Consider the following 13665-nt stretch of genomic DNA (forward strand, 5'->3'; position numbering starts at 1 on the left):
TGACTTACTTCCCCGGTGTCAGGAAGGAGCGATCCGAATGCCCGGTCACGAAATCAACGATCCGCTGGACATATTCGCTTTCATTGTCCGAGCCGACGCGATGCGCGCGTTCCATGAAAGTCCCGTCGCCGGTCGACAACTCACGGAAAGCGGCGCGCAGGGCCGAAATTTCGTCGCGGGACACGCCCTTGCGCTTGAGACCAACCAGATTCAACCCGTCCAGCTCACCCCGGGGGGCCTGAACCAGGCCGTATGGAATGACGTCGTTGGGCACCATGGTCAACGCGCCGATGATTGCGCCGCGGCCCACCCGCACCCATTGGTGCAGGCCCGAAATACCGCCGACGATCACGTCGTCTTCGATGATACAATGGCCGGCCGCGCCAGCATGGTTTACCATGATCACCCGGTTCCCGATCTGCACGTCATGCGCCACGTGAACACCCGCCATCAACAGGCAATCATCCCCGATACGAGTGACACCGCCGCCGCCCTCTGTGCCGGTGTTTATCGTGACGTGTTCGCGAATACGGTTGCGCTTGCCGATCTCCAGCCGCGTGTTTTCGCCGCCAAACTTCAGGTCCTGCGGAATTTCACCGACGACCGAGAAATTGAAAACCACGGTTTCGTCGCCAATCGATGTTTCGCCTGTCACGACCACATGCGACTTCAGCTCGACCCGATCACCCAGTTTCACCCGACTGCCGACATAGCAGAACGGGCCGACAACGCAGCCCTCTCCGATCTGCGCGCCGTCTTCGATAATTGCGCTTGGGTGGATACCGCTCATGTCGTTTTTTCCATGTCCCAATCCACATAGGCCGAGAATTCAGCCTCGGCCGCAACCTCGCCGTCGACGGTTGCGCGACCGCTGAACTTGAATATCTTTCCGCCCTTTTTACCACGCACGGTCTGAACATGCATATTAAGCACGTCGCCCGGGATCACTTTGCGGCGGAATTTGCACTTATCGATGTTCATGAAGTAGATCAGCAGCTCGCTGTCGATCACATCCATTCCGACACCCAGCATAACACCAGCCGTCTGTGCCATTGCTTCCACAATCGTGACACCCGGCATAATCGGGGTTCCGGGGAAATGGCCCTGAAAGTGCGGCTCGTTCATGGTGACGTTCTTGACGCCGACAGCAGACTGATAGCCTGAGATTTCCACGACCTTGTCGACCAAAAGAAACGGATAGCGATGCGGCAATATCCGCTGAATCAGCTGAATGTCGGCGCTCTTGGTTTCCGTGCTCATCGTGTTGGTGTCCCGTTCTGGATTTCTCATTGTCGCGTGGTTAGCAATACCGCGCCGCAAGAGCAAGCGACCCTAATCGCCTGCCTCGTTCTCAAAGGTGCCTCCATCGCCTATTGCGGTGTCGATGCGGGCAATGGCGGCCTCGGTAACATCGGTCTGGTCCGAGCTGAGAAACACGCTGGATCGTTCAATAATGACCGACGCACCGGTTTCCCGCAGCAGGTCGATTAACACCGGCTGCGCCATTTCGAAGAACATCTGTTGCGCGTCTTCGCTGCGCCGCGCCAACGCGTCGAGCTTAGCGCGCTGCCCCTCGCGGTGTGACTGGACCTTTCTGTCGAAGGCTTCGGCAAGGGGGCGAAATTCGTCGGGCTGAAGCTCTGCGCGTTTGTCTGTCAGATCTTTTTCTTCCCGACTCAGTTCGGCAACGATCCGTTCGTTTTCCTCAGCCAACAGAACGCTTTCGGCCTCAATCTCACGCAGAACGCGCTGACCAAAGGCAGAGCCCGCAAACAACCGATCGCTGGACACTGTCAACACGCTGGTTTGGGGCACACCCAATTGTTGCGCCGCAGCCGGGGCCGCGCAGGCCAGGATCAGAAAAACACACAGGGCCCGGAAAGGGCCCTGCAGTTTCGTAAACAGCAACTTACGCATTCAGGATCAGAACCGCGCCTGAACAGTCAGGTCGAAATTCTGTTCGTTGTCGAAATCCTCTTTTTTCAGAGCTTTCGAGAAGTTGAAGCGCAGCGGACCAAAGGGCGTTTCCCAAAGAACCGAAACCCCGATCACGTGACGGACCGAGCCATCAGCGCCGACGATATCCGCACCAGCTGTATTTACGTTGCTGATATTGTACAGGTTGCCAACATCATAGAATAGGCCACCGCGCAGCCCCAGTTCCTCGGGCAGACCCAGCGGGAAGTCAGATTCAAATCGGGCAACCCAGTAATAGTTACCGCCGATTGCGTCATCCTGACCATTCGACAGATCACGCGGACCAAGACCCGCAGGCTCGAACCCTCGGAAAACGCTGGGACCAAGCACAAAGCGGTCGATCGTCCGGCTAAAGTCGTCGCCTCTCCAATGCAGAGCGCCCAGTTCCAGAGTGGCCCGCAGAACAACTTCTTCGTTCCACACGCGGGTCTGTGCGATGCTACGCGCCGTTGTCTTGAAGAACTCATTGTCCCCACCCAGACCGGCTGCATCCACGCCAACTTCGAACAACACGCCAGCGTTGGGGTTTAGACCGCCAATACGGCTGTCATAAACATAGGACACACCCAACGAGCTTGTCGTCCGTTTACCCTGGTCGATTTCCGAAGAAATCACCGCACCGTTGGTTTCGTTGTCCTGCTGAGTCATCTCGCTGCGTTCCCAGCCGTACCGCAGTCTCAGGGAAGACAACTCGCTGATCGCATAGCTGATCTGAGGGTTGAAAAACAGCCGCTCGGTATCATAGCTGGCAAAGCTTGAGTTGGTTGTTGCCAAACCCAGACCCAGATCAAAGCGCAGCCTGCGGCCCAGCAGATAAGGCTCGGTAAAGTTCAGCGTAGCCTGTCGCGAATCCTGCGCGGTCGACAACGTCACACCGACATTCTGTCCACGGCCCAGAAAGTTCGATTCGTTCAGGCCAATCGCGATGCCGAAACCGTCGGAAACCGAGTAGCTGCCGCCAAGGCTCAGCGAGCCTGTGGGCTGTTCTTCGACATCTACGTCCACAATCACCTGGCTGGGTGTCGACCCTTCGCGCGGTTCGACGTCAGCAACTGCGAAAAAGCCCAAAGCCCGGATGCGCTCAGCGGCCTGCCGAATTTCACGCGGGTTGAACGGATCGCCTTCGACAGTGTCGAACTGGCGGCGGATCACGCGGTCCAGTGTTGTTGTGTTGCCTTCAATGTCGATCCGCTCCACAAAAATCCGCGGACCTTTGGTCAGAACAAATTGAACATCCAATGTCAGCTCACGCGGGTTGCGCGTCACCCGAGGTTCGACCCGCAAGAAGTCGACGCCCTGCTTTAGCCCCAAACGTTCCTGCCGCGCAATCGAGTTTTCGATCAACGACGGAGAGTATGTAACACCCGGTTTGATTTTCAGCGCTTTTTGGTAGTCGGCCGCGTTCACGCCGGGAATTTCACTGACTGTCGTGATTTTGCCGAACGAGAATTTCTGACCCTCGGTAATATTCATCACCAGGAAAAACGCGTCGCGTTCCCGTGTGAATTCAACATTGGCGCTGTTGACCCGGAAATCCACGTAACCGCGCGAAAGGTAAAAGTCGCGAATGACCTGTTTGTCGAACTCGATCCGGTCCGCGATGAATGTGTCACCGCGCAGGAAGGTCCGCAGGAAGTTCGCCTGTTTCGTTTCCAGAATCCGACGCAGACGTCGATCGGAGTAGGCCCGGTTTCCAACAAAGCTAACGCGCTCCACCTCGATGGTGGTGCCTTCGGCGACTTCGAAAATCAGATCGACCCGATTATCGCTGCGGCGGATGATGCGTGGAATAACCGTTGCAGAGACACGCCCTTGCGCCGAATAGATTTCAGCAATCAGATCAGCATCCGTTTCAGCAACCTGCGGTGTGAAAACCCGCCGTGATTCCGAAGAAATTGCGTCGAGAAGAACATCGTCCTTAACGCGCCGGTTTCCTTCGATACTGATCTGGTTGATCGTCGGATATTCCTGAACTTCGATCAGCAATGTGCTGCCACGAGGCGTAAGTTCGACTGTTTCAAAAACGCCACTGTCAAGCAAACGCTGAAAGGCATCGTTCAATTCACCGGCGGTTACCGTCTGGCCCGGTGCGATCCCGGTTCGGGCAATGATGGTCGATGTTTCGATACGTTGGTTTCCCTCAACATCAAACGAGTTGATCGTGAAGGATTGCGCCCATGCCGCCTTTGGCAATGGGGCTAAACTCATAATGGTTACTAGGAAAAAAAACGTTAGTGCCCGCCACAAAATCTTGTTTTCCGGCTTTTGTCCCCCGCAGGATGTGCCCGCGCCTCGCCTATCAGTCATATTTTTCTCTACCCAATATTTTTGGACTTTAATGCTGAGTAGCGAGAATATTTGGCCTTGTCAAAAGACCAAAACACAAAGCGACCCAGAGGGCCGCTAATTGTGGTTTTCATAACAGTAAAGGAATCAGTTGCTGATAAGGTATGCCCAGCCCGCCAGCGCCATGGCCGTCGCGCAGAAAAAGAGAATTGAATCCCAATTCAGCACGAAGAGAACGCTGAAACTTTGGAAGGACTTTCTCAGTGCCTTTGACATGGTACCCTCGGACGCGGTTCAGATTGCGCCACAAACAATACGGATCAAATGGGGCGCAAATGCGGCATTCTCGTGCAGGAATTGCCGCAATTAGCAGAACAGATCATTCGAGACAGAGAACACCATCAGGCCAAGAATAAGCGACACGCCCACGCCCATCAGCACGCGAAGAACTCCGTCACTTGGTGGTTTGCCGGCTACTGCCTCGTAGGCGTAGAACACCAGATGGCCGCCGTCCAAAGCCGGTATCGGGAACAGATTCAGCAAACCAACGGCCGTGGACAACACGGCGATAAAGAAAATAAAGCTCTGCGCGCCTTGACTAGCCATGGCCCCCGACGTTTCGGCGATACCAATGGGGCCGGACATGTTGCAGGTGCTGATCGCGCCAGTGACCATATGCCAGATTCCCGAAAGCGATCCGTCGACGATGCGCATCGTCTGCCGTACACCGCCAGACAATGCCGTCAATACACCCGCCGATTCTGTCGCGGGTTCCAGGAACATGCCCCCGACAATCCCGATGCGCCAATGGGTGACAAAACCCCCTTCGGCCTGTGGTTCATCTGTCCGGCGTGGCGTAAGCGCGAATTCAAGCTCTTGCCCATCGCGCCAGACGTTCAGCATCAAAACCTCGCCGTCAGATCCCTCGACGTGTTCCTTGAGTTGCTCAAAGGCAAAAACCGGGTCGCCGTTGATTGCCGTGATCACATCGCCCTGCTGCAGGCCAATATCAAATGCCGCGCTGCGCGGTGCAAGTTGCTGGATCAGCGGTGGGAACAACCATGGCGCAGAGACGTCCAACGTTTGCCCATCACGGATCACCGTATAGGTCAGTTCGGGTTGAACCGGCAAAGATTCAGTGAAATCTCTCCACGCCCCGTCCTGATCGAAATCAGGCAGTGCCTGGCCCGCAATGGCAACAATTTCATCCCCGTCCTCAAGCTGCTGAACCGCGCCCGGCACCGGATGCAAGTTGCCCACAGTCAGCGGGTCTTTGGTTACACCCTGAGACAGAAAAATCAGGCCGAAGATCAGAATTGACATCACAAAGTTGAAAACCGGCCCCGCCGCAACTGTGGCGCTGCGCGCCCACAGGGGCGCACCGTGCATGGTCCGCCGCAACTCTTCGGGGCTTTGGTCGGAAATCTCGCTCATCGCTGCTTCGTCTTTGCCCGACGCCGCATTGGCGTCGCCCAGAAACTTGACATAGCCGCCAAACGGAAGTGCCGCGATCTGCCATCTGGTTCCGCGCTTGTCGATGCGGCTCCACAAAACCGGGCCAAAGCCAATCGAAAAGACCTCGGCATGGATGCCAGACCAGCGCCCTACGATGTAGTGGCCGTATTCATGCACCGCCACGATGGCGGACAAGGCGACCACAAAGGCAACTATGGTGTAAAGCAGGCTGCCAAATTCAGGGATCAGAGAGAGTGCGTCCAAGTTTTATCCTGCTCTTTGGATTACGGCGTCATCTGCCCACTTACGTGCCAGATGGTCGGTTTGAAGTATGTTATCAAGTGTCAACGGTGCATCAAGAAGGCCGTCTGCGGCATCAAATCGGTTCAATACCGTCTCGACAATATCAGCCATCTGAAGAAAACCGACACGGCGCGCGATAAAGTGATCCAACGCGCGTTCTTTCGCGGCATTGAATACGGCGCCTGATTGGCCGCCCCGCTCCATCACATGGCGTGCAAGGCGCAAGGCAGGATAGCGGGCCTCATCCGGTTCTTGAAAGCGCAGTTGCCCCAGTTTAGCCAGATTAAGCCGCTCGACCGGCAAATCGCGCCGGTCGGGCCAATGCAGGGCATAACCGATTGCATGGCGCATATCCGGCGCACCCATATGGGCCATTACCCCACCGTCGTTGAAGCCAACCAGCGCATGAACGATTGATTCCGGGTGCACGAGCACTTCGATCTGCCCCGGGTCCACGTCAAAGAACTCTTTGGTTTCAATCAACTCCAACGCCTTGTTGAACATCGAAGCGCTGTCAATCGTGATCCGCTGCCCCATGTTCCAGTTCGGATGGCTTGAGGCTTGTTCAACCGTAGCACTGGCCAGATCGCTCAGCGGCCAATCCCGGAATGCGCCACCGCTTGCGGTGATGATGATACGTTCGACCGCAGACATATCTTCACCCGCCAGCGCCTGAAACACGGCGGAATGTTCGCTATCCACCGGCAAAAGTCGGGCATTATGCGCCCGCGCCGTGTCCAGCACCAATGCGCCTGCGCAAACCAGGGTTTCTTTGTTCGCCAATGCCAGGGTCACGCCTTGTTTCAACGCCTCGATACCGGGTGGAAGACCCGCCGCGCCGACAATCGCCGACATGACCCAATCCGCCGGACGCGCCGCAGCTTCGGTCAGCGCTGCCTGACCTGCTGCAACCTCGACCCCGCTGCCAGACAGCGCATCGCGAAGATCCTCAAGCCGGTCCTCATGCGCCGTGACCGCCAGATCGGCATTCAGTCGCCGCGCGTCTGCTGCCAGCTTCTCGATATTCGCGCCGCCAGTCAGCGCCACCACGTCATAGGCCGACGGGTTTCTATCAATAAGATCAATGGTGTTTTGCCCGATCGAACCGGTGGCGCCAAAAATCGAAACTCTGCGCATCACATGGCCCCGGGGGAATACAGCAACCCGGCAATCAGAACAAACAGGGCCGCCCCCATCATGCCGTCAAAGCGATCCAGAAAGCCGCCATGACCCGGGATCAGGTTCGAGCTGTCCTTGACCCCGAATTTCCGTTTTGTCGCGCTTTCGACGATGTCACCGATCTGACTGGCCATCGAAGCCAGCACCGAAACCACGACGAACAGGAACCCAAACCCGGCATAAGCGGCGAAAATGGCCCCGACCAAAGCGGCAGCCACCCAACCCCCGGCGGTTCCGGACCATGTTTTCTTGGGGCTGACTTTGGGCCAGAACTTGGGGCCGCCAAAGGTCTTGCCCACAAAATACCCGGCCACATCCGTCGCAACCACAACCGAGATCAGCCAGACCATCCAGCCAAAGCCCATGTTTTCACGGATTGAGATAAACCCCAGACCCGCAGCGGCGATCCATATCGCAAACAGCGCATAGGTGCCTTTGGATTGGCGTACTTGCCCTGCCCCGACCAATGCCGGCGCCAGCAGAAACGGCAGTTTGTAAAGGGGTGGCAAATGATAGCTGAGGATGACCGCAATTCCGGTCAAAATGCCAAGCTGTATCGCGACACCGACCCTGTCCGGATCGACCATGCGCACCAGCTCCCATGTCATCAACCCACAGGCCGCAGCTATGAACGCTTCGAACCACAGACCGCCCAGCCAGACTTCGATCGCGCCGATAGCGACAAGAACAGCCGCGGACAGAACGCGAGCGGTCAGGTCTGACCATCGGCCATCGCTCATGCCGAAACCGCCCCGAAACGACGATCACGGGCCCCGAAGCTGCGGCAAAGCCGTTCCAGCTCGGCTGCCGTGAAATCCGGCCACAGTGTATCAATGAATTCGTATTCCGAATACGCCGACTGCCACAGCAGGAAATTTGAGATACGAGCCTCACCGCTTGTTCGTATCACCAGATCGGGGTCGGGAAGAACATGAGTGTCCAGATATTTGGGCAAGGTTTCTTCGTCCACATCATCAGGATGCAGGTGCCCGTCTGCCACATCACGCGCCAGTCGCTTGGTTGCCCTGGCGACCTCATCCCGCCCGCCATAGTTCAACGCGATGGTCAGGTGAACCAGATCGTTTTCCCTGGTTTCCTTCTCCAGCGTGTCCATCAACCCGGTCAGCTTGGCGTCAAGGCGAACCCGGTCGCCGATAAAACGCACCCGAATGCCGTTGTCCTTCAGCGTCCGCGTTTCCTTGATGATGTACCGCCGGAACAAGCTCATCAGCCCCGCGACCTCAACCTGCGTTCGCTTCCAGTTTTCGGTCGAAAAGGCGAATACTGTCAGATATTTAACACCCAACGAGGGGCAGGCCTCGACCACTTCGCGCACGCGCCGCGCGCCAGCATGATGCCCAAACAGCCTTGGTCGTCCACGCGCCTGTGCCCAGCGGCCGTTGCCGTCCATAATAATCGCGATATGACACGGCCCTGCCACGGGCGCAGTATGTGGGGTGTTAAGCATGATCCGTTCTCAGACCTGCATGATCTCGGTTTGCTTGGTCTCAAGCGCGGCATCAACGGTTTTGATCATTTCGTCGGTCAGCTCTTGAACTTCGCTTTCCCAGAATTTCTGGTCATCTTCGGACATACCGTCGGCTTTGGCCTTTTTGATCTGATCCATCCCGTCACGCCGCACATTCCGGACCGAAACCCGGGCGTGTTCAGCATACTGACCGGCGACCTTGCCCAACTCGCGGCGGCGTTCTTCGTTCAGTTCAGGGATCGGCAACATGATGATCGTACCGTTCAATTGCGGATTGATCCCCAGCCCGCTTTCCCGGATTGCCTTTTCAACCTTACCCACCAGGCCCTTGTCCCAGACATTGATCGTAACCATGCGTGGTTCAGGTACATTGACCGTTCCCACCTGGTTAATCGGCGTCATCGAACCATAAGCGTCCACCATGACCGGTTCCAGCATCGAGGCCGACGCCCGCCCGGTCCGAAGCGAAGCGAATTCGGTTTTGAGGTTGGCCATGGCGCCGTCCATGCGGCGTTTCAGATCATCGGTATCCAGTTCAAAATCGTCAGACATGCTGCTCACTCCCCGTCTTCAGGTGATGTTTGGATGGCTCATAAGCCATCACATTTGGGATGTATAGCAATGATGATCGGGAATTGCGTCAATGACCAGAGGTGTTTCCGGCATTTTCTTGGCCTTTTCAGAACAAACAAACCGGCCAGTGTTCAGACTGGCCGGTTGCGTCTTATACTGATGGATCAGGCGTTTACATCAATGACCACACGGCCCTTCACCTGCCCGTTTAGGATATCCGCCCCCAATTGCGGCAGCTCGCCAAAGGTCGCGGGATGAACCATGGCATCCAGTTTTTCCATCGGCAAATCCGTGGCAATGCGCTGCCATGCCCGTAAGCGGTTGTCATAAGGCTGCATCACACTGTCGATGCCCAGCAAGTTAACGCCGCGCAACAAGAAGGGAATGACCGTCGCAGGCAACCCTGCCCCACCAGCCAACCCGACAGCGGCGACCGAGGCCCCATATTTCATCTGCCCAAGAACCCGCGCCAGCATCTCGCCACCGACCGCATCGACACATCCGGCCCAGGTTTCGCTTTCCAGCGGACGCTTGGTTGTCTCATTCAGATCACCCCGAGGCACAATTGTCGTGGCACCCAGCGATTTCAGGTAGTCGCCGGCTTCAGGACGCCCCGTCACAGCAGCGACCTCATAGCCGAGATTGGCAAGGATCGCTGTCGCGACGGATCCCACACCACCGGCGGCCCCGGTTACCAGAACCGGCCCTTGACCCGGCTTCAGCCCCTGATCTTCAAGCGCCATGACCGCAAGCATGGCCGTAATTCCAGCCGTACCCACCGCCATCGCCTGCCGGGCATCCAGCCCGTCGGGCAAAGGCACCAGCCAATCGGCCAGCGCATTGGCTTTTTGCGAATAGCCGCCCCAATGGGCCTCGCCAACGCGCCACCCGGTCAACACAACCTTGTCGCCCGGTTTGTACCGATCATCCGATGACGCCTCGACCGTTCCGGCATAGTCGATACCGGGAATGTGCGGATAGCTGCGCACCAACCCGCCGCCCTTCGGCGACAAGCACAGACCATCCTTGTAGTTGACCGTCGAGTACTCAACAGCCACGGTGACCTCTCCGTGTGGCAAGTCATCCGTAGACAGCTGTTTCACCGAAGCGGCCGCCAAACCACTCTCTTCATCCTTCTCCATAACCAAAGCGTTAAACATATTGTTTTCCTTTCACTTTTGTCGTCAGACCCGACGCTTCATCTGGCTCCAAATATCCCGGGGGAGTCGCGCAGCGACGGGGGCAGCGCCCCCGCCTGCCCTCAAATCCAGAACGAGTCCTGAACGGTCGCATTCCGCATCCCGTCCGGGGTTTCGACTTCTACCTCTGTCCCGGCGTCCCAATGGCTCAACCGCAGCATGCCCACGGACACGTTTGTCTGGAAATCCGGAGACCACACAGAGGATGTCACCTGCCCCACACGTCTGCCCCCCGCGAATACCGCCCAGGGCCGATCACAGGGCGGCACGGCGTCCCCTTTGATCGCAATCGGGCGGATCTGCTGCACCGGACCTTCCTTGGCCACACGCAACAAAGCGTCCCGCCCGATACAACCAATCGCCGTATGCGTGTTGCAAAACTTGCCCAGACCACACTCATGCGGGGTGTTATCGTCGGTCATATCGTTGCCATAAGACAGCAACCCGCCTTCGATCCGTTCAATCAGGTTCGGACACCCCGCCCGGACCTGCAGGTCTTGGCCCGCAGCAAACAGCGCGTTCCACAGCGGCATACCAATCTGTGCGTTCGAGACATAAATCTCATACCCGCCCTGCTTGGAATACCCCGACCGGGCGATTGCCAGATCGTGACCTTCAAATTCGAACACACCGAATCGAAAGAACCGAATATCCCGAACACTGTCACCAAACACCCGCGCCATCAGATCGTCAGCCTTCGGCCCCTGAACGGCAAGCGGCGACACGTCCGGTTCATCAACCAGAACGTCCAGACGGTATCCGTTTGCGATGCCTTTGACCCACAGCAACAGATCGCTGTCGGCGATTGAGATCCACCAACGATCATCAGACAGTTTGATGGCGACAGGATCGTTCAGCATTCCGCCCGTCTCATCCACGATCGGGACATAATAACATTGACCGGGCAGCATGCCCCGCAAGTCCCGAGGCGTCAGCATTTGCATAAGTCGGGCCGCATCGGGCCCGCGCAGTTCAACCTGCCGTTCGCAGGACACATCCCAAACCTGAACATGGGTTTTCAGATGCCTGTAATCTGCCTCGGCGCTTTCGAAAACTGTCGGCAATAACATATGGTTATAAACCGTGTATGCCTTGACACCAGCAGCTTCGACACCTTCGGAAAAAGGTGTTCGGCGCAGGCGTCGAGACGGGGAAATCTGAACCACTTAGACCTCCTCGGGTAAAAAGACCAAATCACTCACCGGGGCGGCAGAACCCGTTTCGGTCAACATCTGATGCAGCTGTCCGCGATGGTGGGTTTGATGGTTGAAGAAATGCATGACACATTGCGCATAAGGCTTTGTCACATCGGCGTTTTTGGCCGCCGAATACCACGTGAAGGAACCCGTAAGCTGACCATCCGGCAAGGACGCAGCCCACCCTGAGATTCTGGTGTCGACCGTGTCCCGCAACGCCAGCCATTCTGAAATATCAGCGCACACAGACTTGCTTTCCGGTATGCCACCACCCGGCCCCTGACCCTTGTCAAAGCGCGACATCCAGATCCAATCGCCCCACAGCAGGTGATTGGCAGTTCCCAGAATTGATCCGAAAAATGCCCCGCATTCGCGGGTCAGTTCATCCTGCGAAAGGGATGAAAGAAAGCCTTTTAACTGACTGTTCTGCCAGTGATTATACCGCGCCATCTCTTGCGTATATGCCGCGGTGATCATCACTTTGGTCCATGCCAGTCGATTGGGCAGATTTCAGCAGATTTACCGCCGAAATCCCAAACGCGGCCATAATCACGCACTTTGGATTTGGTCCCTCGCGCGACGATGATATCCGGCCCCATCCAGTATTTCGAATTCGACACCATCACCGGGTGCTCGGGATCTTTCCCGCCCAGCATTTCGATCTCACCCTGAATTTTGCGACCAATCGAAATCCGGCGTTTGGTTCCGTCCCGCTCAATCACAACCGGGGCGCGCTCGGCCCCGATGATCTCGCTGACCAGCATCGTGAACAGGCCCGTCGTGCCGCCCGCCTGACCACTGAAAATCTGCAACAAGCCGTTGTACGCCTTGCCGCTGGCGCGCTCGTCCACATAGGCGGCAACTTTCCATTGTCCTTCGCCCATGCGCCCCGGAATATCGACCAACAAACCAACGTTCAGCCCCGAGAGGTCTTCGCCTTCGTAATGCCCCTCGTCAATGATGATGCCCATCCAGGCATGGCAATGACCCTCTGTCGGCGGGTGCGCGCCCAGCGATACAACGCAGGGGCAGAACACATCGCAAGAACAGTTCAGGATCAGTTCGCCCTTGATGGACCAATCCGTGGGGCTCATCTCGCGCCGCTTGGGGTTGGGCATACGGCTGTCGATGCGCTGACTGATCGGCAACCTGTCGGAATCCGGTTTTCTGTTTTTAGCCAAAAGCTTATCCTCCGTAAGCAAAGGGATAGATGAGCAGGACAAGACCGCCTGCGATCAGTAGAAACCCCAGTGGCCGTGTAATCACGTGGCCGACCTGAGGAAGTTTTTCCAACACCATGAACAAGGTCGCCAGCCCCATCCACAAAAGGCTCATGACGCCGCCAACAAAGCCAAGCGCCATGAAGCCCCAGCAGCACCCGACGCAAAACGCGCCCAACCCAAGACCCATGCGAAACCCTCCCGAGAAGCCGGTTTTCCAATGGGTCAGAAAATAGGACATGGGGGCGTGGCAGACACCGTGGCAAACCTCTTTGGCGCGGGTGAACTGGAACGCGCCCACCGCGATCATCAACCCACCCGCAAGCACGCCGGATCTGGCGATGCCCAGCATATCGACCACTCCGCCAAAGAGCAGAAGCAGTTGAACCCCTGTAATCAACGCAGCAAAACCCACCCACACCGTGAAATAACCGGCCAGAACGCCGATCCATCCGGCGCGGGTGCCATTGGCGCTGCGGATCAGATCGTCATAGCTGCGCAGGGTCGGTACCAGCGTTGGCAGCATCATCGCCGCCATCATGATCGCCCACATCCAGAACAAAGGCCCGAATTCGGCCATCGGCATATACATGTCCATGCGCGGGTCCATGGTGCGCATGGCCTCGCCCATCGGGCCAGGGCGGCCGATCCAGTCCAGATCCATGTCGCGGCTCATGGTGAACATCATCCACCACGACCACAGGATCAGGATGTAGAATCCCAGCCACATACCACTGCGAAGAACTGCGCGACTCACTGATCCCTCCCGACTCAGCCCTTGCTTTTCA

At 57.1% G+C, this 13665-nt stretch carries 14 protein-coding genes; all 14 read right to left on the reverse strand.

Features of this window, described 5'->3' with window-relative positions:
- Positions 1-4: 4 nt before the first annotated feature.
- Positions 5-790, reverse strand: a complete 786-nt coding sequence (lpxA, locus tag JT51_RS01105) for an acyl-ACP--UDP-N-acetylglucosamine O-acyltransferase (protein ID WP_037306933.1) — start codon at positions 788-790, stop codon at positions 5-7.
- Positions 787-1260, reverse strand: a complete 474-nt coding sequence (gene fabZ / locus JT51_RS01110) for a 3-hydroxyacyl-ACP dehydratase FabZ (RefSeq protein WP_037306936.1) — start codon at positions 1258-1260, stop codon at positions 787-789. The genes lpxA and fabZ overlap by 4 nt, the downstream gene beginning before the upstream one ends.
- A 72-nt stretch (positions 1261-1332) precedes the next feature.
- The gene (locus tag JT51_RS01115) at positions 1333-1917 is read right to left on the reverse strand and encodes an OmpH family outer membrane protein (protein WP_051927379.1); all 585 of its coding nucleotides are present in this window, start codon (positions 1915-1917) and stop codon (positions 1333-1335) included.
- A gap of 6 nt (positions 1918-1923) precedes the next feature.
- Positions 1924-4284, reverse strand: coding sequence for an outer membrane protein assembly factor BamA (gene bamA, locus JT51_RS01120; RefSeq protein ID WP_037306938.1), 2361 nt, complete (start codon positions 4282-4284; stop codon positions 1924-1926).
- Positions 4285-4629: 345 nt separating this feature from the next.
- Positions 4630-5982, reverse strand: coding sequence for an RIP metalloprotease RseP (rseP, locus tag JT51_RS01130; protein ID WP_037306942.1), 1353 nt, complete (start codon positions 5980-5982; stop codon positions 4630-4632).
- Positions 5983-5985: 3 nt separating this feature from the next.
- The gene (gene dxr, locus JT51_RS01135) at positions 5986-7158 is read right to left on the reverse strand and encodes a 1-deoxy-D-xylulose-5-phosphate reductoisomerase (RefSeq protein WP_037306944.1); all 1173 of its coding nucleotides are present in this window, start codon (positions 7156-7158) and stop codon (positions 5986-5988) included.
- The gene (locus JT51_RS01140) at positions 7158-7940 is read right to left on the reverse strand and encodes a phosphatidate cytidylyltransferase (RefSeq protein ID WP_037306946.1); all 783 of its coding nucleotides are present in this window, start codon (positions 7938-7940) and stop codon (positions 7158-7160) included. Before JT51_RS01140 ends, dxr begins: the two co-directional genes overlap by 1 nt.
- Positions 7937-8668: a polyprenyl diphosphate synthase gene (gene uppS / locus JT51_RS01145; RefSeq protein ID WP_037306948.1), complete on the reverse strand. Its 732-nt coding sequence runs from the start codon at positions 8666-8668 to the stop codon at positions 7937-7939. The genes JT51_RS01140 and uppS overlap by 4 nt, the downstream gene beginning before the upstream one ends.
- 9 nt (positions 8669-8677) lie before the next feature.
- A complete protein-coding gene (gene frr, locus JT51_RS01150) occupies positions 8678-9241 on the reverse strand; it encodes a ribosome recycling factor (protein WP_037306950.1) in 564 nt (187 codons plus the stop codon).
- Positions 9242-9426: 185 nt separating this feature from the next.
- Positions 9427-10422, reverse strand: coding sequence for an acryloyl-CoA reductase (gene acuI / locus JT51_RS01155; RefSeq protein WP_037306952.1), 996 nt, complete (start codon positions 10420-10422; stop codon positions 9427-9429).
- Positions 10423-10523: 101 nt separating this feature from the next.
- The gene (locus JT51_RS01160) at positions 10524-11627 is read right to left on the reverse strand and encodes a dimethylsulfoniopropionate demethylase (RefSeq protein ID WP_037306954.1); all 1104 of its coding nucleotides are present in this window, start codon (positions 11625-11627) and stop codon (positions 10524-10526) included.
- Positions 11628-12134 carry a DinB family protein gene (locus JT51_RS01165; protein ID WP_037306956.1) on the reverse strand — a complete coding sequence of 169 codons (507 nt, stop codon included), beginning with the start codon at positions 12132-12134 and terminating at the stop codon, positions 11628-11630.
- Positions 12134-12838, reverse strand: a complete 705-nt coding sequence (locus JT51_RS01170; RefSeq protein ID WP_037306958.1) for a DUF1326 domain-containing protein — start codon at positions 12836-12838, stop codon at positions 12134-12136. Before JT51_RS01170 ends, JT51_RS01165 begins: the two co-directional genes overlap by 1 nt.
- Positions 12839-12842: 4 nt before the next feature.
- Positions 12843-13607 (reverse strand): DUF2182 domain-containing protein, encoded by a 765-nt coding sequence (locus JT51_RS01175; RefSeq protein WP_037306960.1) that lies wholly within the window; start codon positions 13605-13607, stop codon positions 12843-12845.
- Positions 13608-13665 lie beyond the last annotated feature (58 nt).

The sequence above is a fragment of the Ruegeria halocynthiae genome, assembly GCF_000743705.1.
Taxonomy (GTDB): domain Bacteria; phylum Pseudomonadota; class Alphaproteobacteria; order Rhodobacterales; family Rhodobacteraceae; genus Ruegeria; species Ruegeria halocynthiae_B.